This window comes from Streptomyces sp. NPDC002788, from assembly GCF_053592115.1.
The window spans coordinates 17,960-38,783 of record NZ_JBSFVB010000011.1 but is presented as its reverse complement, the minus strand read 5'-3'; the positions used below and the strand labels follow the sequence as shown (position 1 = coordinate 38,783).

At 72.1% G+C, this 20,824-nt stretch carries 19 protein-coding genes; 7 read left to right on the top strand and 12 right to left on the bottom strand.

Annotated elements, in window-relative coordinates:
- Positions 1 to 222: 222 nt before the first annotated feature.
- From ACWD1U_RS21050 to deoC, 3 genes are read right to left on the bottom strand one after another with little or no spacing between them, the layout of a single operon-like run.
- On the bottom strand, positions 223 to 1,110 hold the full coding sequence (locus ACWD1U_RS21050) for an aldehyde dehydrogenase family protein (protein WP_451109484.1): 888 nt from the start codon (positions 1,108 to 1,110) through the stop codon (positions 223 to 225).
- Positions 1,103 to 2,539 (bottom strand): aldehyde dehydrogenase family protein, encoded by a 1,437-nt coding sequence (locus ACWD1U_RS21045; protein WP_451109483.1) that lies wholly within the window; start codon positions 2,537 to 2,539, stop codon positions 1,103 to 1,105. Before ACWD1U_RS21045 ends, ACWD1U_RS21050 begins: the two co-directional genes overlap by 8 nt.
- Positions 2,540 to 2,544: 5 nt before the next feature.
- On the bottom strand, positions 2,545 to 3,507 hold the full coding sequence (gene deoC / locus ACWD1U_RS21040; protein ID WP_451109481.1) for a deoxyribose-phosphate aldolase: 963 nt from the start codon (positions 3,505 to 3,507) through the stop codon (positions 2,545 to 2,547).
- A 144-nt stretch (positions 3,508 to 3,651) separates the two neighbouring features.
- Between deoC and ACWD1U_RS21035 the strand changes: the two genes are divergently transcribed.
- Positions 3,652 to 4,356, top strand: coding sequence for a PH domain-containing protein (locus tag ACWD1U_RS21035; RefSeq protein ID WP_451109480.1), 705 nt, complete (start codon positions 3,652 to 3,654; stop codon positions 4,354 to 4,356).
- A 313-nt stretch (positions 4,357 to 4,669) separates the two neighbouring features.
- Here ACWD1U_RS21035 and ACWD1U_RS21030 read toward each other — a convergent pair whose 3' ends face one another.
- From ACWD1U_RS21030 to ACWD1U_RS21020, 3 genes are all read right to left on the bottom strand, one after another.
- Positions 4,670 to 6,301, bottom strand: a complete 1,632-nt coding sequence (locus ACWD1U_RS21030) for a phospho-sugar mutase (protein WP_451109478.1) — start codon at positions 6,299 to 6,301, stop codon at positions 4,670 to 4,672.
- A gap of 325 nt (positions 6,302 to 6,626) precedes the next feature.
- Positions 6,627 to 7,451: a purine-nucleoside phosphorylase gene (locus ACWD1U_RS21025; protein ID WP_451109477.1), complete on the bottom strand. Its 825-nt coding sequence runs from the start codon at positions 7,449 to 7,451 to the stop codon at positions 6,627 to 6,629.
- Positions 7,452 to 7,557: 106 nt separating this feature from the next.
- Complete coding sequence (locus ACWD1U_RS21020; protein ID WP_451109475.1) at positions 7,558 to 7,995, bottom strand: gamma-glutamylcyclotransferase; 438 nt, start codon at positions 7,993 to 7,995, stop codon at positions 7,558 to 7,560.
- Between the two features lie 95 nt (positions 7,996 to 8,090).
- Between ACWD1U_RS21020 and ACWD1U_RS21015 the strand changes: the two genes are divergently transcribed.
- Positions 8,091 to 9,539 (top strand): NAD(P)H-quinone dehydrogenase, encoded by a 1,449-nt coding sequence (locus tag ACWD1U_RS21015; RefSeq protein ID WP_451109473.1) that lies wholly within the window; start codon positions 8,091 to 8,093, stop codon positions 9,537 to 9,539.
- A gap of 165 nt (positions 9,540 to 9,704) precedes the next feature.
- On the top strand, positions 9,705 to 10,679 hold the full coding sequence (locus tag ACWD1U_RS21010) for a DeoR/GlpR family DNA-binding transcription regulator (protein WP_451109472.1): 975 nt from the start codon (positions 9,705 to 9,707) through the stop codon (positions 10,677 to 10,679).
- Positions 10,680 to 11,305: 626 nt separating this feature from the next.
- Here the strand turns inward: ACWD1U_RS21010 and ACWD1U_RS21005 are convergent.
- Positions 11,306 to 13,078: an acetyl/propionyl/methylcrotonyl-CoA carboxylase subunit alpha gene (locus ACWD1U_RS21005; protein WP_451109471.1), complete on the bottom strand. Its 1,773-nt coding sequence runs from the start codon at positions 13,076 to 13,078 to the stop codon at positions 11,306 to 11,308.
- Positions 13,079 to 13,452: 374 nt separating this feature from the next.
- Between ACWD1U_RS21005 and ACWD1U_RS21000 the strand changes: the two genes are divergently transcribed.
- The gene (locus ACWD1U_RS21000) at positions 13,453 to 13,929 is read left to right on the top strand and encodes a hypothetical protein (protein ID WP_451109469.1); all 477 of its coding nucleotides are present in this window, start codon (positions 13,453 to 13,455) and stop codon (positions 13,927 to 13,929) included.
- Here the strand turns inward: ACWD1U_RS21000 and ACWD1U_RS20995 are convergent.
- The 4 genes from ACWD1U_RS20995 to ACWD1U_RS20980 all read right to left on the bottom strand — a co-directional run bounded on the left by ACWD1U_RS20995 (position 13,898) and on the right by ACWD1U_RS20980 (position 16,639).
- The gene (locus ACWD1U_RS20995; protein WP_451109467.1) at positions 13,898 to 14,518 is read right to left on the bottom strand and encodes a Maf family protein; all 621 of its coding nucleotides are present in this window, start codon (positions 14,516 to 14,518) and stop codon (positions 13,898 to 13,900) included. The genes ACWD1U_RS21000 and ACWD1U_RS20995 overlap by 32 nt on opposite strands.
- Before the next feature lie 46 nt (positions 14,519 to 14,564).
- Positions 14,565 to 14,696 (bottom strand): morphogenic membrane protein MmpB, encoded by a 132-nt coding sequence (mmpB, locus tag ACWD1U_RS20990; RefSeq protein ID WP_451109825.1) that lies wholly within the window; start codon positions 14,694 to 14,696, stop codon positions 14,565 to 14,567.
- Between the two features lie 107 nt (positions 14,697 to 14,803).
- Positions 14,804 to 15,013, bottom strand: coding sequence for an acyl-CoA carboxylase epsilon subunit (locus ACWD1U_RS20985; RefSeq protein WP_451109466.1), 210 nt, complete (start codon positions 15,011 to 15,013; stop codon positions 14,804 to 14,806).
- A 24-nt stretch (positions 15,014 to 15,037) separates the two neighbouring features.
- Positions 15,038 to 16,639, bottom strand: a complete 1,602-nt coding sequence (locus tag ACWD1U_RS20980; RefSeq protein WP_451109464.1) for an acyl-CoA carboxylase subunit beta — start codon at positions 16,637 to 16,639, stop codon at positions 15,038 to 15,040.
- Positions 16,640 to 16,749: 110 nt separating this feature from the next.
- Here ACWD1U_RS20980 and ACWD1U_RS20975 point away from each other — a divergent pair, with 110 nt between their 5' ends.
- Both ACWD1U_RS20975 and ACWD1U_RS20970 read left to right on the top strand, forming a co-directional pair.
- The gene (locus ACWD1U_RS20975) at positions 16,750 to 17,616 is read left to right on the top strand and encodes a biotin--[acetyl-CoA-carboxylase] ligase (RefSeq protein WP_451109462.1); all 867 of its coding nucleotides are present in this window, start codon (positions 16,750 to 16,752) and stop codon (positions 17,614 to 17,616) included.
- 316 nt (positions 17,617 to 17,932) lie between these two features.
- On the top strand, positions 17,933 to 19,039 hold the full coding sequence (locus ACWD1U_RS20970; RefSeq protein WP_451109460.1) for an adenylate/guanylate cyclase domain-containing protein: 1,107 nt from the start codon (positions 17,933 to 17,935) through the stop codon (positions 19,037 to 19,039).
- 12 nt (positions 19,040 to 19,051) lie between these two features.
- On the opposite strand, the gene ACWD1U_RS20965 is transcribed toward ACWD1U_RS20970, so the two are convergent.
- Complete coding sequence (locus ACWD1U_RS20965) at positions 19,052 to 19,747, bottom strand: hypothetical protein (protein ID WP_451109458.1); 696 nt, start codon at positions 19,745 to 19,747, stop codon at positions 19,052 to 19,054.
- Positions 19,748 to 19,965: 218 nt separating this feature from the next.
- On the opposite strand from ACWD1U_RS20965, the gene ACWD1U_RS20960 reads away from it, so the two are divergent.
- Positions 19,966 to 20,766, top strand: a complete 801-nt coding sequence (locus tag ACWD1U_RS20960; protein WP_451109456.1) for an enoyl-CoA hydratase/isomerase family protein — start codon at positions 19,966 to 19,968, stop codon at positions 20,764 to 20,766.
- Positions 20,767 to 20,824 lie beyond the last annotated feature (58 nt).

Below are 20,824 nucleotides of genomic sequence, written 5' to 3'. Positions count from 1 at the left end.
TCGCGGCCGGGGGAGCGGCACCGGCGGTGGGTACGACGACGGCCGCGGCGGCCACCGGTTCGGTCCTGGACGAACCGGGCCTGGGAATTCGTGTTCGGCCTCGACTGCGTGCTCGACGGCATCGCGCAGCGGCCCGGCATCTGACCGGGAGGTGTGAGCGTAAGAGAGAAGCCCCGGGCCTCCTGGACGGAGGAGGGCCGGGGCTTCGGCTCCGGGGGGCGCCTAGTACGAGGAACCCGACGCGCCCAGTGACCCCGTGGGGTGCCAGACCGTCTTGGTCTCCAGGAACGCCGTCATGCGGTCGATGCCGGGAGTCTCCGCGTAATCCACAGGCTGTGGACGCAGAACGCGCTTGAGGTTGTCGGCCGCCGCGATCTCCAGCTCCTTCGCCAGGACCTCGTCGGCGCCCGCGAGGTCGATCGCGTTGACGTCCTGGTGGGCTGCCAGCGGGGCCGCGATCTCCGCCGTGCGGCCCGACAGGACGTTGACCACGCCGCCCGGGACGTCCGAGGTGGCCAGCACCTCGGCCAGGGACAGGGCGGGAAGCGGGGACTTCTCACTCGCCACCACGACCGCCGTGTTGCCGGTGGCGATCACCGGGGCGAGCACCGACACCAGGCCCAGGAAGGACGACTCCTGGGGCGCCAGCACCGCGACCACGCCCGTGGGCTCGGGACTGGAGAGGTTGAAGAACGGGCCCGCGACCGGGTTGCCGCCGCCGACCACCTGGGCGATCTTGTCGGTCCAGCCCGCGTACCAGACCCAGCGGTCGATCGTGGCGTCCACGACCGCCGCCGCCCTGGACTTCGACAGGCCCTCCGCGTCGGCCACCTCACGCGTGAACTGGCCGCGGCGGCCCTCCAGCATCTCGGCCACGCGGTAGAGGACCTGGCCGCGGTTGTACGCCGTCGCGCCGGACCAGCCGCCGAACGCCTTGCGGGCGGCGACTACCGCGTCACGGGCGTCCTTGCGGCTCGCCAGCGGGGCGTTCGCCAGCCACTTGTCCTTCGAGTCGGTCACCTCGTACACCCGGCCGCTCTCGGAACGCGGGAACTTGCCGCCCACGTACAGCTTGTAGGTCTTGAGGACACTCAGTCGCGCGTCAGACATCGAGGTACGCCTCCAGGCCGTGGCGGCCGCCCTCGCGGCCGAAGCCCGACTCCTTGTATCCGCCGAACGGCGAGGTCGGGTCGAACTTGTTGAACGTGTTGGACCAGACGACGCCCGCGCGGAGCTTGTTCGCGACCGCCAGGATGCGCGAGCCCTTCTCCGTCCAGATGCCGGCGGACAGGCCGTACGGCGTGTTGTTGGCCTTGGCGACCGCCTCGTCCGGCGTGCGGAAGGTCAGCACGGACAGCACCGGGCCGAAGATCTCGTCCCGGGCGATGGTGTGCGCCTGGGTGACGTTCGTGAACAGCGTCGGAGCGAACCAGTAGCCGCTCTCCGGCAGTTCACACGCCGGGGACCAGCGCTCGGCGCCCTCCGCCTCGCCCTGCTCGACGAGGGAGGTGATGCGCGTGAGCTGCTCCTCGGAGTTGATCGCGCCGATGTCCGTGTTCTTGTCCAGCGGGTCGCCGAGGCGCAGCGTGGACAGCCGGCGCTTCAGGGACTCCAGGAGCTCCTCCTGGATCGACTCCTGGACCAGCAGGCGGCTGCCGGCGCAGCAGACCTGGCCCTGGTTGAAGAAGATGCCGTTGACGATGCCCTCGACGGCCTGGTCCACGGGTGCGTCGTCGAAGACGATGTTGGCGCCCTTGCCGCCCAGTTCGAGCGTGACCTTCTTACGGGTCCCGGCGATCGTGCGGGCGATCTCCTTGCCGACGGCGGTGGAGCCGGTGAAGGCGACCTTGTTCACGTCCGGGTGGGCGACCAGCGCCGCGCCCGCGTCGCCGTAGCCCGGGAGGATGTTGACGACGCCCCTCGGCAGGCCGGCCTGGCGGCAGATGTCCGCGAAGAACAGCGCCGAGAGCGGGGTGGTCTCGGCCGGCTTCAGCACGACCGTGTTACCGGTCGCGAGCGCCGGGGCGATCTTCCACGCCAGCATGAGCAGGGGGAAGTTCCAGGGGATGACCTGGCCCGCGACACCCAACGGCCGGGGGTTCGCGCCGAAGCCCGCGTGGTCGAGCTTGTCCGCCCAGCCCGCGTAGTAGAAGAAGTGCGCGGCGACCAGGGGGAGGTCGGCGTCGCGCGTCTCCTTGATCGGCTTGCCGTTGTCCAGCGTCTCCAGGACGGCGAGCTCCCGGCTGCGCTCCTGGACGATCCGCGCGATGCGGAACAGGTACTTGGCGCGCTCCGAGCCGGGCAGCGCCGACCACTTCTCGAACGCCCCGCGCGCGGCCTTCACCGCACGGTCGACGTCCTCGGAACCGGCCTGGGCGATCTCGGAGAGGACCTCCTCGGTCGCGGGCGAGACCGTCTTGAAGACCCGGCCGTCGGCCGACTCCGTGAACTCGCCGTCGATGAACAGGCCGTAGGAGGGCGCGATGTCGACGATCGCGCGCGACTCGGGGGCCGGGGCGTATTCGAATACCGATGCCATGGTGATCAGTCCACCGTCACGTAGTCGGGACCGGAGTAGCGGCCGGTGGCCAGCTTCTGGCGCTGCATCAACAGGTCGTTCAGCAGCGAGGAGGCGCCGAAGCGGAACCAGTGGTTGTCCAGCCAGTCCTCGCCCGCCGTCTCGTTGACCAGCACCAGGAACTTGATGGCGTCCTTGGAGGTGCGGATGCCGCCGGCCGGCTTCACACCGACCTGGATGCCGGTCTGCGCCCGGAAGTCACGTACCGCCTCCAGCATGAGGAGCGTGTTCGCCGGGGTCGCGTTGACGGCGACCTTTCCGGTGGACGTCTTGATGAAGTCCGCGCCCGCCAGCATGCCGAGCCAGCTCGCGCGGCGGATGTTGTCGTACGTCGAGAGCTCGCCCGTCTCGAAGATGACCTTCAGGCGCGCCGAGGTGCCGCAGGCCTCCTTCACGGCGGTGATCTCGTCGTACACCTTCAAGTATCGGCCCGCGAGGAACGCCCCGCGGTCGATGACCATGTCGATCTCGTCGGCGCCCGCGGCGACGGCCTCACGGACGTCGGCCAGCTTGACGTCGAGCGAGGCGCGGCCGGCCGGGAACGCCGTGGCCACCGAGGCGACCTTCACGCCGCTGCCGGCGACGGCATCCTTGGCCACGGCCACCATGTCGGGGTAGACACAGACCGCTGCCGTGCTGGGCGTCGTACGGTCGGTCGGGTCGGGCTTGACCGCCTTCGCGCCGAGCGCCCGGACCTTGCCCGGGGTGTCCGCGCCTTCCAGGGTCGTCAGGTCGACCATCGAGATGGCGAGGTCGATGGCGTACGCCTTCGCGGTCGTCTTGATCGAACGCGTGCCGAGAGAGGCCGCGCGCCCCTCGAGTCCGACCGCGTCGACGCCCGGGAGCCCGTGGAGGAAGCGGCGCAGCGCGCTGTCGGACGAGGTGACGTCCTTGAGGGGGTGAGCTGCGGTGAGTGCAGAACTGGGCATGGTCACCAGACGAGCATATCTACGCGCGTAGCGGCTGTACAGACCCCTGGTTGTCTTGCGGGCCTTCGGGAGGCGGCGGTGCGGTCTGTCGTACGCGGGAGGGTGCGGGGGGCCTGTCCCCGGGGTGTCCGGCAGAATCGAGGCATGACGAGCCCCGAGTCCCAGTCGCCCGCGCCGCAGCCCCCGGAGCCCCAGTCCAAGGACCGGGTCTACCGGTCGGTTCCGGCCATCGCCGGTGGCGTGATGCTGCTCGCCATCGCCGGGTGGTTCGGCATCGACGCGGTGGTCTCCGGGGAGGGGCGCACGCCGTGGCTGGCACTCGCCGTGCTGATCCTCGTCGTGCCGCTGGTCGTCGCCTTCACGCTGCGGCCCGCCGTGTACGCCGACGACGACCGACTGCGCGTCCGCAACCCCTTCCGCGTCATCGTGGTGCCCTGGGGACAGGTCGCCTCACTGAAGTCCGCCTACTCGAACGAGGTCCTCACCGAGTCCGGCGCGAAATACCAGCTGTGGGCCGTGCCCGTCTCGCTGCGCGCCCGCAAGAGGGCCGCGCGGCGCGAGATGCGGGCGACGGCGCAGGCACGGCGGGAGACGGGACGGGACGAGGGGCGCGGCAGCAGGCTCGGCATGCGGTCCGGGCCGATGGGCGGCCTCGGCCCGGGGCCCGTGCCCGACGGGCCCGTGCGGGCGGAGACCGACCGGATCGTGGACGAACTGCGCGGGCTGCACGAGGCGCGGCACGAGGCGCAGTCGGCACAGGGCGAGGTGACCGTGCGATGGGCCTACGAGATCATGGGGCCGGCGGCTGCCGGGGCCGTGCTGGTGCTGATTCTGCTGGTGGTGGGGTGACGGGAACGGCCGCGCACTGGCGGCTGGCGGCTGGACCGGCGCTTTCCGGGGCGGGATGCGGTGGGGTCGGGTCGGTGTGGATCCCGGCGTGAACGCTCCGCGTTGTGAGGGCGGTGGGGCGGGTGTGCTGCGCGTCGTGCGTGGCGGTGGTCCCTGCAAGAACTTCAGGTCCTCGGCTGAGGATCTCGTCTCCCGGGCGCCGCAGGGGAGCGGCAGCGGCGGGAGGCCGCGCGGGAGCGCGTGACGCGTCGTACCTCGTGGGGTGCCCGTGGGTGGGCACCCCTTCCTCGGTCCGGGGCGCGGCCCGTTGTCCTCAGATGCCCGCGGCCGTCGACAGGTCGCGTTTGATCGACTCCAGGACGTCCGTCGCCTTCGCGCGGGCCTCGGGGAGGTCGGTGTCGGTGGCGACCGGGACCACGACCTCCAGGTAGCACTTCAGCTTCGGCTCCGTCCCGCTCGGGCGGACGATCACCCGGGCGCCGTCGAGCGTGTAGCGCAACCCGTCCGTGGGCGGGAGGTCCTCCGTGCCCTGGGTGAGGTCGTCGGTGCGGGTGACCGGCAGGCCGGCGAGTTCGGTCGGGGGCTGCTCGCGCAGGCGGGTCATCGCGGCCGCGATGACGGAGAGGTCCTCGACCCGGACCGACAGCTGGTCCGTCGCGTGCAGGCCGTGCTCCACCGCCAGGTCGTCCAGGAGGTCCAGGAGGGTACGGCCCTCCTCCTTGAGCTGCGAAGCCAGTTCCGTGATCAGGAGCGCGGCCGTGATGCCGTCCTTGTCGCGTACGCCGTCGGGGTCCACGCAGTAGCCCAGCGCCTCCTCGTAGCCGTAGCGCAGGCCCTCGACGCGGGCGATCCACTTGAAGCCGGTGAGGGTCTCGACGTGCGGGAGGCCCGCCTTCCCGGCGATACGGCCGAGGAGGGAGGACGAGACGATCGACTCCGCGAAGACGCCGGTCGCTCCGCGGCGGACCAGGTGGGCGGCGAGCAGGGCGCCGACCTCGTCGCCGCGGAGCATGCGCCAGTCGGTGTCGTCCCGCACGGCGACGGCGCAGCGGTCCGCGTCCGGGTCGTTGGCGATGATCAGGTCGGGGCCGGTCTCGCGGGCCTTGGCGAACGCCAGGTCCATCGCGCCGGGCTCCTCCGGGTTGGGGAACGCGACGGTCGGGAAGTCCGGGTCGGGGTCCGCCTGCTCCTCCACCAGGACCGGTTCCGGGAAGCCGGCGCGGGCGAAGGCGGCCAGGAGGACGTCCTTGCCGACGCCGTGCATCGCCGTGTACACCGTGCGGGCGGTGCGGGGGGATCCCTCGGCCAGGACCGCGTCGGTGCGGGCGAGGTAGGCGTCGAGGACGCTGTCGTCGAGGGTGTCCCAGCCTTCGGTGGGGCGTCGGACGGTGGTGAGGGACGGGACGGCGGCGATCTCCGCCGCGATGTCGATGTCCGCCGGGGGGACGATCTGGGAGCCGTCGCCGAGGTACACCTTGTAGCCGTTGTCGCGGGGCGGGTTGTGGCTGGCGGTGACCTCCACGCCGGCGACCGCGCCGAGGTGCCTTATCGCGAAGGCGAGGACGGGGGTGGGGAGGGGGCGGGGGAGCACGGCCGCGCGGAGGCCGGCGCCCGTCATGACGGCGGCGGTGTCGCGGGCGAAGTCCTCCGACTTGTGGCGGGCGTCGTAGCCGATGACGACGAGGCCGTCGTGGTGGCCCTGCTTCTTCAGGTACGCGGCGAGGCCGGCGGCGGCGCGGATGACGACCGTGCGGTTCATGCGCATGGGGCCGGCACCGAGTTCGCCGCGGAGGCCGGCGGTGCCGAACTGGAGCGTGCCGGAGAAGCGGGCGGCGAGTTCGGTGTGGTCCTGGGCGTCGATGAGGCGGGCGAGCTCGGTGCGGGTGTCCGGGTCGGGGTCCTCGGTGAGCCACGCCTGGGCCTGTGCGATGAGTGCGTCGTGCACGGTCGGTGTCAGCCTCTCCGTTGTGGTGGGGTCGGGGGTGCCTGCGGCGGCCTGCGCGGGTGGGGTGGTGGTGCGCGCAGCGCCTGACGCCGGGTGGTGGGTCGGGGCCGTGCCTGGGGCGTCCTCGGAACGGCGCGATGGGTTGCTTACCGACTGACCGCCCGTCGACGCGCCGACCGCTGCGGGCGGACCGCCCCGGCGCGACCCCTTCTCGCCGTACGCGGGTGCGGGCGCGTCGGGTCCCGCTCAGCCGCGGCGGGCCGTCGGTCCCGCTCGGCCGCGGGCAATCCTGCCGCTCAAAGCCGGTGACTGGCGATCATGGGGCTCAGAGCCGACCGAGCACCTGCGCCAGCAGCGAGCCCATGCGCGTCGCCGAGTCACGGCCCGCCTGGAGAACCTCTTCGTGGTTCAGGGGCTCGCCCGTCATGCCCGCGGCCAGGTTCGTGACGAGGGAGATGCCGAGAACCTCGGCGCCCGCCTCACGCGCGGCGATCGCCTCGAGGACCGTCGACATGCCCACCAGGTCCGCACCGATGACCCGGGCCATGCGGATCTCGGCCGGAGTCTCGTAGTGCGGGCCGGGGAACTGGGCGTAGACGCCCTCCTCCAGCGTGGGGTCGACCTCCTTGCACAGGGCGCGCAGGCGCGGGGAGTAGAGGTCGGTGAGGTCGACGAAGTTCGCGCCGACGATGGGCGAGGTGGCCGTGAGGTTGATGTGGTCGCTGATCAGGACCGGCTGGCCGGGGCGCATGCCCTCGCGCAGGCCGCCGCAGCCGTTCGTGAGGACGACCGTCTTGACGCCGGCCGAGACGGCGGTGCGCACGCCGTGTGCGACCGCTGCCACGCCGCGACCCTCGTAGTAGTGCGTACGGCCGAGGAAGACCAGGGCGCGCTTGTCGCCGATCTTGTACGAGCGGATCTTGCCTCCGTGGCCCTCGACCGCCGGGGGCGGGAAGCCGGGCAGCTCGGTGACCTGGAACTCGGCGTCGGGAGCGCCGAGGGCGTCCACGGCCGGAGCCCAGCCGGAGCCCATCACGAGGGCGACGTCGTGGGTCTCGGCGCCCGTGAGTTCACGCAGGCGGGCCGCGGCGGCGTCGGCGGCGGCGTGAGGATCGCCCTGGATGTCGTCCGGAAGAAGAGATGCGTTCACGCCGATGAGGGTAACCGGTGAATGCCTACGCGCGTAGATGGCGGAGGTCACGGGGTGGCGATCGTTGTCTTGTCGTTTCCGACGAAGAGGGGCCCGGAGGCGGTCGTCAGCAGGGGCGTTTGCGGAGTTCCATGACGTAGTCGTGGGGGGCGCCGGCCGACTCCGCCGCGTCGGCGATCTCGCCCAGGTGGCGGGCGGAGGGCAGGCCCCCCTCGTACGCGTTCAGGGCGAAGGACCAGGCCGACTCCTCACCGTCGAGGGTGTGCACCCGTACGCGCGTCCGGCGGTAGATGTCGAGGCCCACGCCCTCCCAGCGGTCCAGCGACTCCTCGTCCATCGGGGCGATGTCGTACAGCGAGACGAAGACCTGGGAGAGCGGGTCCTCCACGATCGTCGGCAGCGCGCCCTCCCAGCCCAGGTGCTCGCCGCCGAAGGTCAGTCGCCACCCGTTCAGCCAGCCGGTGGCGCGCAGCGGCGAGTGCGGGGCGCGGCGGGACATCAGCCGCGCGTCGAGGTTGCCGGCGTACGCGGCGTAGAGCGACATGGGGGAAGGGTACGGCAGGTGGTCCGGCGTCACTCGCGTAACGGAGCGGCATCGGGCGGGCCCCGGGGCGGTGGCACGTTGAGGGGTGCGGGACAATGGAGTACGTGACTCGGATCGTGATCATCGGTGGCGGACCCGGCGGATACGAAGCGGCGCTGGTGGCCGCACAACTCGGTGCGGAGGTGACCGTCGTCGACTGCGACGGTCTGGGCGGGGCGTCGGTGCTGACCGACTGCGTGCCGTCGAAGACCCTGATCGCCACGGCCGAGGTGATGACCACCTTCGACTCCTCCTACGAGGAACTGGGCATCATCGTCGCCGACGACACCCCGCCCCTGGAGCAGTCCGCCCGGGTGGTGGGCGTCGACCTGGGCAAGGTCAACCGGCGTGTGAAGCGGCTCGCGCTCGCCCAGTCGCACGACATCACGGCCTCCGTGACGCGTGCCGGGGCGCGTGTGATGCGCGGGCGCGGGCGGCTGGAGGGCATGCAGGCGCTCGACGGGTCGCGCAAGGTCGTGGTGCGCACCGCCGACGGGAGCGAGGAGACTCTCACGGCCGACGCGGTGCTCATCGCCACCGGCGGACACCCCCGTGAGCTGGCCGACGCCCGGCCGGACGGCGAGCGGATCCTGAACTGGACCCAGGTCTACGACCTCGACGAACTCCCCGAGGAACTGATCGTGGTCGGGTCCGGTGTGACCGGTGCCGAGTTCGCCGGTGCCTACCAGGCGCTCGGCTCGAAGGTGACGCTCGTGTCCTCGCGGGACCGGGTGCTGCCCGGTGAGGACCCGGACGCGGCCGCCGTGCTGGAGGACGTCTTCCGGCGGCGCGGCATGAACGTCATGGCGCGCTCCCGCGCCCAGTCCGCAAAGCGGGTCGGCGACCGGGTCGAGGTGACCCTCGCCGACGGGCGCGTCATCACCGGCTCGCACTGCCTCATGGCCGTCGGCGCCGTGCCCAACAGCGCGGGCATGGGGCTGGAGGACGCGGGGGTCAGGCTGCGCGAGTCCGGCCACATCTGGACCGACAAGGTGTCCCGCACGACCGCTCCCGGCGTGTACGCGGCCGGTGACGTCACCGGCGTGTTCGCCCTCGCGTCCGTGGCCGCCATGCAGGGACGTATCGCCATGTACCACTTCCTGGGTGACGCGGTGGCCCCGCTGAACCTGAAGACCGTCTCGTCGAACGTCTTCACGGACCCCGAGATCGCCACGGTCGGCTACACCCAGTCCGACGTCGACGGCGGGAAGATCGACGCCCGGGTCGTGAAGCTGCCGCTGCTGCGCAACCCGCGCGCGAAGATGCAGGGCATCCGCGACGGCTTCGTCAAGATCTTCTGCCGGCCGGGCACGGGCATCGTGGTCGGCGGTGTCGTCGTCGCCCCGCGCGCCTCGGAACTGATCCACCCCATCTCGATCGCGGTCGACAACAATCTGACGGTCGAACAGATCGCGAACGCCTTCACCGTCTACCCCTCCCTGTCGGGCTCGATCGCCGAGGTGGCACGGCAGTTGCACACGCGCAAGGAGATGGGCGAGGGCTGAGGCCGATTTCGATTCCTCGCCGGTCACGGGGAGTGTTCGACCATTCGTACGGCATAGGCGGCGGGACTAGGCCTTATACCACTTCCCGCAGGTCCGTGCGAACATCTTCTGCTATTCAGCGCAAACTGCTGAAAGCAGACGGTCGCTGGCGTTACTGTCAGTTTCGTGTTCGCTGCAGAACGTCGCCAATTGATCCTCGAAATGGTGCGAGCGAACGGGGCCGTGTCGCTCCGTGAGCTCGCCCGCGTCGTCCAGACCTCCGAAGTGACCGTACGGCGGGACGTGCGCGCGCTGGAGGCAGAAGGACTCCTCGACCGCCGGCACGGCGGTGCGGTACTGCCGGGCGGTTTCACGCGGGAGTCCGGCTTTCCGCAAAAGTCTCATCTCGCGACCGCCGAGAAGACCGCCATCGCCGACCTCGCCGCGAACCTCGTGGAAGAGGGGGAGGCGATCGTGGTCGGGGCGGGTACGACGACCCAGGAGCTGGCCCGCCGGCTCGCCCGGGTGCCCGGTCTGACCGTCGTCACCAACTCACTTCTGGTGGCCCAGGCGCTGGCCCATGCCAACCGCGTCGAGGTCGTGATGACCGGCGGTACGCTCCGCGGTTCGAACTACGCCCTGGTCGGCAGCGGGGCCGAGCAGTCCCTGCACGGGCTGCGGGTGTCCCGGGCGTTCCTGTCCGGGAGCGGGCTCACCGCCGAGCGGGGGCTGTCCACGTCCAACATGCTGTCGGCGTCCGTCGACCGGGCGCTGGTGCAGGCCGCCGCGGAGGTCGTGGTCCTCGCGGACCACACCAAGCTCGGGACGGACACCATGTTCCAGACCGTGCCGACGGATCTCATCACGCGCCTCGTGACGGACGAGCCGCCCGCCCACGACGACCGCGCCGCGACGGAACTCCAGGCGCTCGCCGACCAGGGTGTGCAGATCGCCGTGGCCGGGGGGCAGGGGGGTTCTGCGGGGGCGGCCGGCCCCGGGGGTGATGCCGTCCCGGCGCGTCAGCAGCGCCGGGATGTGCCGTTGCCGGGGCCTCGGCGGCAGGTGCCGGGGGCCGGGGGTGGGTTGCGGCCCACCACGATGCTGGGAGAGCAGGGGCCCGGGGCTGAGCGGGCGCGGGTGGCGGATCTGCGGCGACGCTGAAAACCGGCGGCGGGTTCCGCCGCTGCCGGCTCCAGGACACCCGGCTTTGTCGCCCAGGCCGGGACGTTCCACAGCCCGGCGGAGCGGGGCGCCTCCCCGAGCACTCGGCTTCGCTCGACCAGGGGGACCCCCACGCCCGCCCGTGCTGCCCCAGGGGTGCGATGGCGCGCGGTCGGGGCCCGTCGGCGGCTGGGCCGGGGTTTCGCTGCCCGGCGTTGAGGGGTGCCGCTGCGCCCAACCTCCCGCAAGCTCTCGTGTTGCGCTCGACCAGGGGCCCCGTCGCCCCGGTGGCGCGATCGCCCGTACCCAGGACAGCTGCTGCGGCCCGCAGCCGCGCGCCTGTGGCAGCCGGGCGGACGGGTACGTGCAGCTGACCCGGCCACGACGTGCCCGTTGGTCCGGCGGACGGGCACGCGCAGCGAGATCAGCCGACGCGCCCGCAGCCGTCGGACGACGGAAGGGGGAGGTGCCGGGGGTTCCGTTCGCAGCGGTTGGCGCGTCAACCGACGGTCAGTCGGTACGGAACCCCATCGCGCCGTTCCGAAGCGCCGTTCCGAGGACGGACACCCCCGGCGCGGCCCGGCTCCGGGCCGCGCCGTAGGCGGCGTGCGGCGTGTCCTGCCGCCTCAGTCCTTGATCTCGCAGATCGCCGCGCCAGACGTCACCGACGCGCCGATCTCCGCGCTCAGGCCCTTGATCGTGCCGGACCGGTGGGCGTTGAGGGGCTGCTCCATCTTCATCGCCTCGAGGACGACGACCAGGTCGCCCTCCTTGACCTCCTGGCCCTCCTCGACCGCGACCTTGACGATCGTGCCCTGCATCGGGGAGGCGAGGGTGTCGCCCGAGGCGGTGGGGCCCGACTTCTTCGCCGCGCGGCGCTTCGGCTTGGCGCCCGCCGCCAGGCCCGTACGGGCCAGGGACATGCCCAGCGAGGACGGCAGGGAGACCTCAAGACGCTTGCCGCCGACCTCGACGACGACCGTCTCGCGCCCCGGCTCCTCGTCCGCCTCGGCATCGGCCGGCGCGGCGAACGGCTTGATCTCGTTGACGAACTCCGTCTCGATCCAGCGGGTGTGGACCGTGAACGGGTCGGACGAGCCGGTGAGCTCGGGCGCGAACGCCGGGTCCCTCACCACCGCGCGGTGGAACGGGATCGCCGTCGCCATGCCCTCGACCTGGAACTCCTCCAGCGCACGGGCGGCCCGCTGCAGCGCCTCCTTGCGGGTGCGGCCGGAGACGATCAGCTTGGCCAGCAGGGAGTCCCACGCCGGGCCGATGACCGACCCGGACTCCACGCCCGCGTCCAGACGCACACCCGGGCCGGACGGCGGCGCGAACGTCGTGACCGTGCCGGGGGCGGGCAGGAAGTTGCGGCCCGGGTCCTCGCCGTTGATGCGGAACTCGAAGGAGTGACCGCGCAGCACCGGGTCGCCGTAGCCGAGCTCCTCGCCGTCGGCGATGCGGAACATCTCCCGCACGAGGTCGATGCCCGCGACCTCCTCGGTGACCGGGTGCTCCACCTGGAGACGCGTGTTGACCTCCAGGAAGGAGATCGTGCCGTCGAGGCCGACGAGGAACTCGACCGTGCCGGCGCCGACGTAGCCGGCCTCCTTCAGGATGGCCTTCGACGCGCGGTACAGCTCCTCCACCTGCGCGTCGGACAGGAAGGGCGCGGGGGCCTCCTCGACCAGCTTCTGGTGCCGGCGCTGGAGGGAACAGTCACGGGTGGAGACGACGACCACGTTGCCGTGCTGGTCGGCCAGGCACTGCGTCTCGACGTGGCGGGGCTTGTCGAGGTAGCGCTCGACGAAGCACTCGCCGCGCCCGAAGGCGGCCACGGCCTCGCGCACCGCCGAGTCGTACAGCTCCGGGACCTCTTCCAGCGTCCGCGCGACCTTCAGACCGCGGCCACCGCCACCGAACGCCGCCTTGATGGCGATCGGCAGCCCGTGCTCCTCGGCGAAGGCGACGACCTCGTCGGCGCCGGAGACCGGGTCGGGCGTGCCGGCCACCAGCGGCGCCCCCGCGCGCTGGGCGATGTGCCGGGCGGCGACCTTGTCACCGAGGTCGCGGATCGCCTGCGGCGGCGGGCCGATCCAGATCAGGCCCGCGTCCAGGACCGCCTGGGCGAACTCGGCGTTCTCGGAAAGGAAGCCGTAGCCGGGGTGGATGGCGTCCGCGCCCGATTCGCGCGCGGCCTTCAACACCTTCTCGATGTCGAGGTAGCTGGTTCCCGGGGTGTCACCGCCCAGGGCGAACGCCTCATCCGCGACGCGGACATGCAGAGCGTCCCGGTCCGGGTCGGCGTAGACGGCCACGCTCGCGATCCCGGCGTCCCGGCAGGCCCGGGCCACGCGGACAGCGATTTCGCCACGGTTGGCGATGAGCACCTTGCGCACGATTGAGGCTCCCTCCTTGAAACAAGCCGAGTTTAGGGACTGCCGACACGGCACTTCGACCCGTCCCCAGTGGTGAGCTTGCCCACACGGAGCGTGATGCGAGGCTCGCTCGACCCGCGAAATCCCTTGTCGCACCGCGGTATGCAGTACTCCTTCGGCAAACCCTAGCCGTCCGCTGTGGTCAAGGTCTCTGTCATCACGTGCTGCGGGCCACTCCGTTTCTTTGTGGAGTCCCTACGAATGGCCCAATGATTCTTTGCCCACCGCCGAACGCTTGTCCCAGGGTTTACCTCCCCACCATCTGACGAGCGGGGAGGACCCCCATGTAGCGTTCATGACCTCTCGAACGTACTAGGGGTAAGTGGGTGGGCCCGGTGGTGCGCAGGCCGGTGGCGTGGGTCGTGGCGGTGGTGCTGTTCGCCGAGGCGACAGGAATCGCGGCGCTCAATTGGTTCCTGGGGGTCGTCGTCGACCGCCAGGACATGTCCCTTGCCGGGCTCGACCCGCACATGATGTCGGTGTCGTCGAAGATCGGCGGGATCGCCTTCGGCCTCTACTTCGCGCTCTGCGGCCTGGTCGCCCTGCTGGTGGCGCTGAGGGACCGGCCCCCGGCGGGCTTCGGCCGCGTGCTGCTGATCAGCGCGGCGGTCGTGCACGCGGTGCTGGGCGCGTTCACCTGGGGCCTGGTCGGCTGGCCGGCCTTCCTGTTCATGGTGCTGGTGCTCGCCCTGCTCGTGCTGCTGCTGATGACGTACGACCGTCCGGCCGCGCCCGCCGGCGCCGCGCCCGGGGTGGGTACGGGCGACGGCGGGCCCCCGGTCACGTCTCCGCCGGCGCCCACAACTCCGTGATGCCGACGCCCAGTTCGGCCAGCAGCCGCCGGACGAGGGGCAGACTGATGCCGATGACGTTGCCGTGGTCGCCGTCGATGCCGTCGATGAACGGGGCCGAGCGGCCGTCCAGCGTGAACGCCCCGGCGACGTAGAGGGGTTCGCCGGAGGCGACGTAGGCCGCGATCTCCTCGTCGGTGGGCTCGCCGAAGTGGACGACCGTGGACGCGGTGGCGGAGACATAGCGGCCGGTGAGCGTGTCGTAGACGCAGTGGCCCGTCTGGAGGGTGCCGGCCCGGCCGCGCATCGACTTCCAGCGGGCGGTGGCATCCTCGGCGTCGGCGGGCTTGCCCAGGGCCCGGCCGTCCAGGTCGAGCACGGAGTCGCAGCCGATCACGAGCGCGCCCTTGGCCTCCGGCCGGGCCGCCACGACGGAGGCCTTCGCCTCGGCGAGGGCGAGCGCCAGCTCGGCGGGGGTGGGGGCGGTGACGGCGTCCTCGTCGACGCCGCTCACGATCACCTCGGGGGCGAGGCCGGCCTGGCGGAGCAGGCCGAGCCGGGCGGGGGACTGGGAGGCGAGGACGAGTCGGCGGCGCGGCTGATCTGTCATGCGTTCAGCGTATCGGCGGCACCGGCTGTGTCTCGCCTCCGGCTCCTCACCACCGCACGCCGATCACGATCATCGCCAGCACCATGGCCGATGCCATGAGAACGCTCAGTCGCCGAAGCATGTCCTGCATGTCGCGCAGTTCTTTCGGCGGCTCGTTCTCAGGGTCGGACCACAGCATGCCTTCCATGGTCGGACGGGGGTGGAGACGGCGCCTGAGTACGCGTACTCAAGTCCTGCGGCCCGCAGCCGGTTCGTTGTCCGGCCGCGGGCCGGTGGGGGTCGTCCTCACCCCGGCCAGTAGGTGCGGCCCCATGCTGTCGGCCCCGGCTGGGGCAGGCGGTGGGTCGCGATGCGGGACGGGTCGGACCAGGAATCGCGGGGCGTCGGCGCGCCGGGCGGCGTTGCCGCTGCCGCCGCGGCGCGGGCTCTGACCACCGCCAGGGCGGCGGCCAGCTCCTCCGGGGTCGGGTTGCCCCGTACGACCTTGATCGTCATGTGGTCCTCCTGGGCTCGCCGGGACTAGAGGGGGATGTTGCCGTGCTTCTTCGGAGGCAGGGATTCCCGCTTCGTACGCAGTTGACGCAGGCCCCGTACGACGTGCCGGCGCGTTTCGGACGGCAGGATCACGGCGTCGACGTAACCGCGCTCGGCCGCGACGTAGGGGTTGAGGAGGGCGTCCTCGTACTCCTGGATCAGCCGGGCACGGACCGCCTCCAGGTCCTCCCCGTCGGCCTCGGCCTCGGCGATCGTGCGGCGGTGCAGGATGTTGACCGCTCCCTGGGCGCCCATGACGGCGATCTGGGCGGTGGGCCAGGCGAGGTTGAGGTCGGCGCCGAGGTGCTTGGAGCCCATGACGTCGTAGGCGCCGCCGAAGGCCTTGCGGGTGATGACCGTGATGAGCGGGACGGTCGCCTCGGCGTAGGCGTAGATCAGCTTGGCGCCGCGGCGGATGATGCCGTCGTGCTCCTGGTCGACGCCGGGCAGGAAGCCGGGGACGTCGACGAAGGTGAGCACCGGGACGTTGAAGGCGTCGCAGGTCCGCACGAAGCGGGCGGCCTTCTCGCTGGCCTTGATGTCCAGGCACCCGGCGAACTGCATCGGCTGATTGGCGACGATGCCGACCGGTCGGCCCTCGACGCGGCCGAAGCCGGTGACGATGTTCGGCGCGTACAGCGGCTGCGTCTCGAAGAACTCGGCGTCGTCCAGGACGTGCTCGATCACGGCGTGCATGTCGTACGGCTGGTTCGCGCTGTCCGGGACGATCGTGTCCAGCTCGCGGTCCTCGTCGGTGACCTCGAGGTCGGCCTCCTCCGGGAAGGCCGGCGGCTCGGACAGGTTGTTGGACGGCAGGTACGACAGCAGCTGCTTGATGTACTCGATCGCGTCCTTCTCGTCGCCCGCCATGTGGTGGGCGACTCCGGAGGTCGCGTTGTGGGTCCGGGCGCCGCCCAGCTCCTCGAAGCCGACGTCCTCGCCGGTGACGGTCTTGATGACGTCGGGGCCGGTGATGAACATGTGCGACGTCTGGTCGACCATGACCGTGAAGTCGGTGATGGCGGGTGAGTAGACAGCGCCGCCCGCGCACGGCCCGACGACCAGGCTGATCTGCGGGATCACGCCGGAGGCGTGGGTGTTGCGGCGGAAGATCTCGCCGTACGCGCCGAGCGAGGCCACGCCCTCCTGGATGCGGGCGCCGCCGGAGTCGTTGATGCCGATGACCGGGCAGCCGGTCTTCAGGGCGAAGTCCATCACCTTGACGATCTTCTGGCCGTAGACCTCGCCCAGCGCACCGCCGAAGACGGTGAAGTCCTGCGAGAACACCGCGACCGGGCGTCCGTCGACGGTGCCGTAGCCGGTGACGACCCCGTCGCCGTACGGGCGGTTCTTGTCGAGGCCGAAGTTGGTGGAGCGGTGCCGGGCGAACTCGTCGAGCTCGACGAAGGAGCCCTCGTCCAGCAGGAGTCCGATCCGCTCACGGGCCGTCAGTTTGCCCTTGGCGTGCTGCTTCTCGACCGCGCGGGCGGAGCCGGCGTGTGTCGCTTCCTCGATGCGGCGCTTCAGATCCGCGAGCTTGCCCGCGGTCGTGTGAATGTCGGGCTGCTGCTCTTCCGGCTCGGACATCGGGATGCGGCTCCCTGCCTGCTCAAAAGGGGGGACGGTTACTCATCCGTAGAGTAGTGGGGTGCCTCCGCATCGGCAGTGCGGCGTTTACCACACCTAGGGTGGCTTGCATGACGCCGCACGATGCACCAGAGCCGAACAGGAGCCGTTGGTCCGACCTGGACCGGCCGCCCCTCAATGTCACCGCCCTGCGCCGGGGGCTGGTACGCGAGGGAGGGCTGTGGTCGCAGGTGGACGTGGTGCAGCGCACCGGCTCCACCAACTCCGACCTGGTGACCCGGGCGGCCGAGGGGAAGGCCGTCGAGGGCGCGGTGCTGGTCGCCGAGGAGCAGACGGCCGGACGGGGCCGCCTCGACCGGGAGTGGACGGCGCCGCCGCGCTCCGGCCTCTTCTTCTCCGTGCTGCTCACGCCGGGCGAGGTGCCGGTGGCGCGGTGGGGGTGGCTGCCGCTGCTCACGGGTGTCGCGGTGGCGACGGGGTTGTCGCGGGCGGCGGGAGTCGACACGGCGCTGAAGTGGCCGAACGACGTGCTGGTCACGGTGGGGGAGGAGGAGCGCAAGGCCGGGGGCATTCTGGCCGAGCGGGCCGGTGACGGCGGGGTCGTCATCGGCGTCGGGATCAACGTGTCACTGAAGGCGGACGAGCTGCCCGTGCCCACGGCGGGGTCGCTGGGGCTGGCCGGCGCGGTGAGCACGGACCGGGATCCCTTGCTGCGAGGGGTGCTGCGTTCTCTGGAGGAGTGGTACGGGAAGTGGCGCGCTGCGGGCGGTGACCCGGGGGTGAGCGGGTTGCAGGAGGCGTATGCGGCCGGATGCGCGACGCTCGGGCGCGTGGTACGGGCCGAGCTGCCGGGGGACCGGGCGGTGGTCGGCGAAGCGGTGGCGGTGGACGGGGACGGGCGGTTGGTCCTGGCGACGGAGGAGGGGGTGCAGGAGCCTGTCGGCGCCGGCGACATCGTGCATCTGAGGCCTGCCTGAACCGCGGTCGGGTGGGTCCGCAGCCCGACGGCACTCTGGCCCGTAGCTCGGCCGGGAGGCCGGCGGCTGCGACGCCGCCGCACCAGCGGCAGCGACTGCGGGTTTCAGCCCGTCCGGCGATCGAGGACGAGACCGTTCAGGCCGATCGGGGGGCCAAGGGGCGGCGCCCCCTGGGGACGGTGGGACAGCACCGGGGGCCGGGCAAACGCCGGGCACCTCACCCCTCGGCCGACCTGACGGAGTGAGCTGGCGCACACCTGCCGTAGAGTTGAGGCCGGTCGATACATGACCGTGACAGATCGGAAGGGCAGCACGCGTGACCGTCGACGACTCGGGTTCCGGCGAGGACGCGCAGGGCGCCGACTCCGGCGAGGATCCGCTCGCCCTGCGCCTCGAAGGGCTCATCCTGGGCGCCGAGCGCCGCTACACCCCGTTCCAGGCGGCCCGCAGCGCCGGCGTCTCCATGGAGCTGGCCTCCCGCTTCTGGCGGGCCATGGGTTTCGCCGACATAGGGCAGGCCAAGGCCCTCACGGAGGCGGACGTCCTCGCGCTGCGGCGCCTCGCCGGTCTCGTCGAGGCGGGACTGCTGAGCGAGGCGATGGCCGTGCAGGTGGCCCGGTCCACCGGGCAGACCACGGCGCGGCTCGCCGAGTGGCAGATCGACTCCTTCCTGGAGGGGCTGACCGAGCCGCCCGAGCCGGGTATGACGCGCACCGAGGTGACGTACCCGATCGTCGAGCTGCTCCTGCCCGAGCTGGAGGAGTTCCTCGTCTACGTCTGGCGCCGCCAGCTCGCCGCCTCGGCCGGCCGGGTCGTGCAGGCCGCCGACGACGAGGAGATGGTCGACCGGCGGCTCGCCGTCGGCTTCGCCGACCTCGTCGGGTTCACGCGGCTGACCCGCCGGATGGAGGAGGAGGAGCTCGGCGAGCTGGTCGAGGCCTTCGAGACCACCGCCGCCGATCTGGTGGCCGCGAACGGCGGACGGCTGATCAAGACCCTCGGCGACGAGGTGCTGTACGCCGCCGACGACGCGGGCACCGCCGCCGAGATCGCCCTGCGCCTGATCGAGACGATGGCGCACGACGAGACGATGCCGGAGCTGCGCGTCGGCATGGCGTTCGGCACGGTCACCACCCGTATGGGCGATGTCTTCGGTACGACCGTGAATCTCGCCTCCCGGCTCACCTCGATAGCTCCCAAGGACGCCGTCCTCGTCGACACCGCCTTCGCGGAGGAGCTGATCCGTACGCAGGACGCCCCGACTTCCGAGGCGGAGGCGGCCGAGGAGGCCGCGGCGGCGGAGAAGGAGGGCGAGGAGCCGCCGGCGTACCGGTTCGGGCTGCAGCCGATGTGGCAGCGGCCGGTGCGCGGTCTGGGCGTCGTGGAGCCGTGGCTGCTCACGCGACGGGACGGGGCACCGTAGGGGCCCGGATCGTCAGCGGCGGTCGATCGGCGAGTCCACACACAGGCCGATGACCGGCACGCACAGGCGGGGGGCGTCCGGCTTCTTCGGCTCGTCCCGCTCGGGCGGCGGAGCAGGCGTGGTCCGGCTCGGTGGTGCGGCGGGCGCGGCCCGAGCCGGGGGCGGGGTGTCGTCCGAGGCCGTCGGTGCCGGGGTGTTCGGCGTGTCGGGGGTGGTCGTGGGCGCGGGAGCGGCGGCCTCGGGGGCGCCCGGGAGGGCCGAGACGCCGTGCGGGCCGGTCGTGGCGGGCAGGGCCGGTCGTGCGCCCTTGGTGACCGGTGACGGGGTCGGGCCGCCCAGGGCGGTCAGCGACGAGGGGCTCGCCTCGGGGACGGCCCGGGTGGTGGCGGCTGGGTCGGCGGCCTCGTCCGTGCCGGTGGTGACCGGGCCCGGGCGGGGGCGGGCCTCGACGGGGCCCACCCCGTCGGTGCCCGGGCCGGAGGACAGGCGCAGCAGACTCAGGGCGCCCGCGACCAGGGCGAGGCCGCCGGCGGCGAGCAGGGCCTTGCGGGGGCGGGGTCTGCGGTGGCGTCCGCGCAGGCGCGGGGCGAAGGGGCCGCTTTCGGCCGGGGCGGGCTCGTGGGGCGCGGTCGGTTCCGGGCGGCGGAGCGCCGTTCCAGCCCCCGTGCTCCGCCGTGGCTGCCCTGCCGCCGGTGTCCTCGTCGTCATGCGGTCCCTCCCCCGATGCGTCCAAGCCCCCTGTGCGCCGTGGCTGACGCACGTTATGCGCTGGCATGGGCGATCGGCCCGGGGTTCGGAGGACTTCACTCGAACGGGTGGGCGGGGCGGTGGTGCGTGAACCGGACGCGTCCGCCCTTTCGAAGGTGGGGTGGGGCTGCGATGATCTGAGCGGTGTCGTTGTTAACCCGCGTTAACCGGAGGGTGTCATGAGTGTGGAACGGTTCGGGGAGTTCGTGCTGGTGCGGCGGCATGGGCAGGGGCATGTCGCGGAGCTCGTCCTCGACCGGCCCAAGGCCATGAACGCCGTGTCGACCGAGATGGCGCGGTCCGTCGCCGGGGCGTGTGCGGCGCTGGGGGAGGACCGGGACGTCCGGGTGGTCGTACTGACCTCCACCCACGAGCGGGCGTTCTGTGTCGGGGCCGATTTGAAGGAGCGGAACTCGTTCAGTGACGCGGATCTGCTGCGGCAGCGGCCGGTGACGCGGGGGGCGTACACCGGGGTGCTGGAGCTGCCGGTGCCGACCGTGGCGGCGGTGCACGGCTTCGCGCTCGGGGGCGGGTTCGAGCTGGCCCTGGCGTGTGACGTGATCGTGGCGGACCGGACGGCGGTGGTGGGGCTGCCGGAGGTGTCCGTCGGGGTGATTCCGGGGGGCGGGGGCACGCAGCTGCTGCCGCGGCGGGTGGGGGCGGCCCGGGCGGCCGAGCTGATCTTCTCCGCGCGGCGGGTGGAGGCCGACGAGGCGGCGGAGCTGGGGCTGGTCGACCAGGTGGTGGAGGCCGGGCGGGACCGGGACGAGGCGTTGGCGCTGGCCGCGCGGATCGCCGGGAACTCGCCGGTGGGGTTGCGGGCGGCCAAGCGGGCGTTGCGGCTCGGGCAGGGACTGGATTTGCGGGCCGGGCTGGAGGTCGAGGACGCGGCGTGGCGGGCTGTGGCGTTCTCGGGAGACCGGGCGGAGGGTGTGGCTGCGTTCAATGAGCGACGCAAGCCGGAGTGGCCGGGGGAGTGAACGGCGCACGGCTTTGCTGCGGGGCCGGGGGTACTCCCCTGCTCTCGGCTCCGCGAGC

Excerpts from the sequence above, each read along its gene's own strand:
- ACWD1U_RS21015 (WP_451109473.1), top strand. The coding sequence starts at position 8,091 with ATGGAGTACGTGACTCGGATCGTGATCATCGGTGGCGGACCCGGCGGA.
- ACWD1U_RS20995 (WP_451109467.1), bottom strand. The coding sequence starts at position 14,518 with ATGACAGATCAGCCGCGCCGCCGACTCGTCCTCGCCTCCCAGTCCCCC.
- ACWD1U_RS20965 (WP_451109458.1), bottom strand. The coding sequence starts at position 19,747 with ATGACGACGAGGACACCGGCGGCAGGGCAGCCACGGCGGAGCACGGGG.
- ACWD1U_RS21035 (WP_451109480.1), top strand. The coding sequence starts at position 3,652 with ATGACGAGCCCCGAGTCCCAGTCGCCCGCGCCGCAGCCCCCGGAGCCC.
- ACWD1U_RS20980 (WP_451109464.1), bottom strand. The coding sequence starts at position 16,639 with ATGTCCGAGCCGGAAGAGCAGCAGCCCGACATTCACACGACCGCGGGC.
- ACWD1U_RS21045 (WP_451109483.1), bottom strand. The coding sequence starts at position 2,539 with ATGGCATCGGTATTCGAATACGCCCCGGCCCCCGAGTCGCGCGCGATC.
- ACWD1U_RS21050 (WP_451109484.1), bottom strand. The coding sequence starts at position 1,110 with ATGTCTGACGCGCGACTGAGTGTCCTCAAGACCTACAAGCTGTACGTG.
- mmpB (WP_451109825.1), bottom strand. The coding sequence starts at position 14,696 with ATGCTGTGGTCCGACCCTGAGAACGAGCCGCCGAAAGAACTGCGCGAC.
- ACWD1U_RS20960 (WP_451109456.1), top strand. The coding sequence starts at position 19,966 with ATGAGTGTGGAACGGTTCGGGGAGTTCGTGCTGGTGCGGCGGCATGGG.
- ACWD1U_RS21020 (WP_451109475.1), bottom strand. The coding sequence starts at position 7,995 with ATGTCGCTCTACGCCGCGTACGCCGGCAACCTCGACGCGCGGCTGATG.
- ACWD1U_RS20985 (WP_451109466.1), bottom strand. The coding sequence starts at position 15,013 with ATGACGATCAAGGTCGTACGGGGCAACCCGACCCCGGAGGAGCTGGCC.
- ACWD1U_RS20975 (WP_451109462.1), top strand. The coding sequence starts at position 16,750 with ATGACGCCGCACGATGCACCAGAGCCGAACAGGAGCCGTTGGTCCGAC.
- deoC (WP_451109481.1), bottom strand. The coding sequence starts at position 3,507 with ATGCCCAGTTCTGCACTCACCGCAGCTCACCCCCTCAAGGACGTCACC.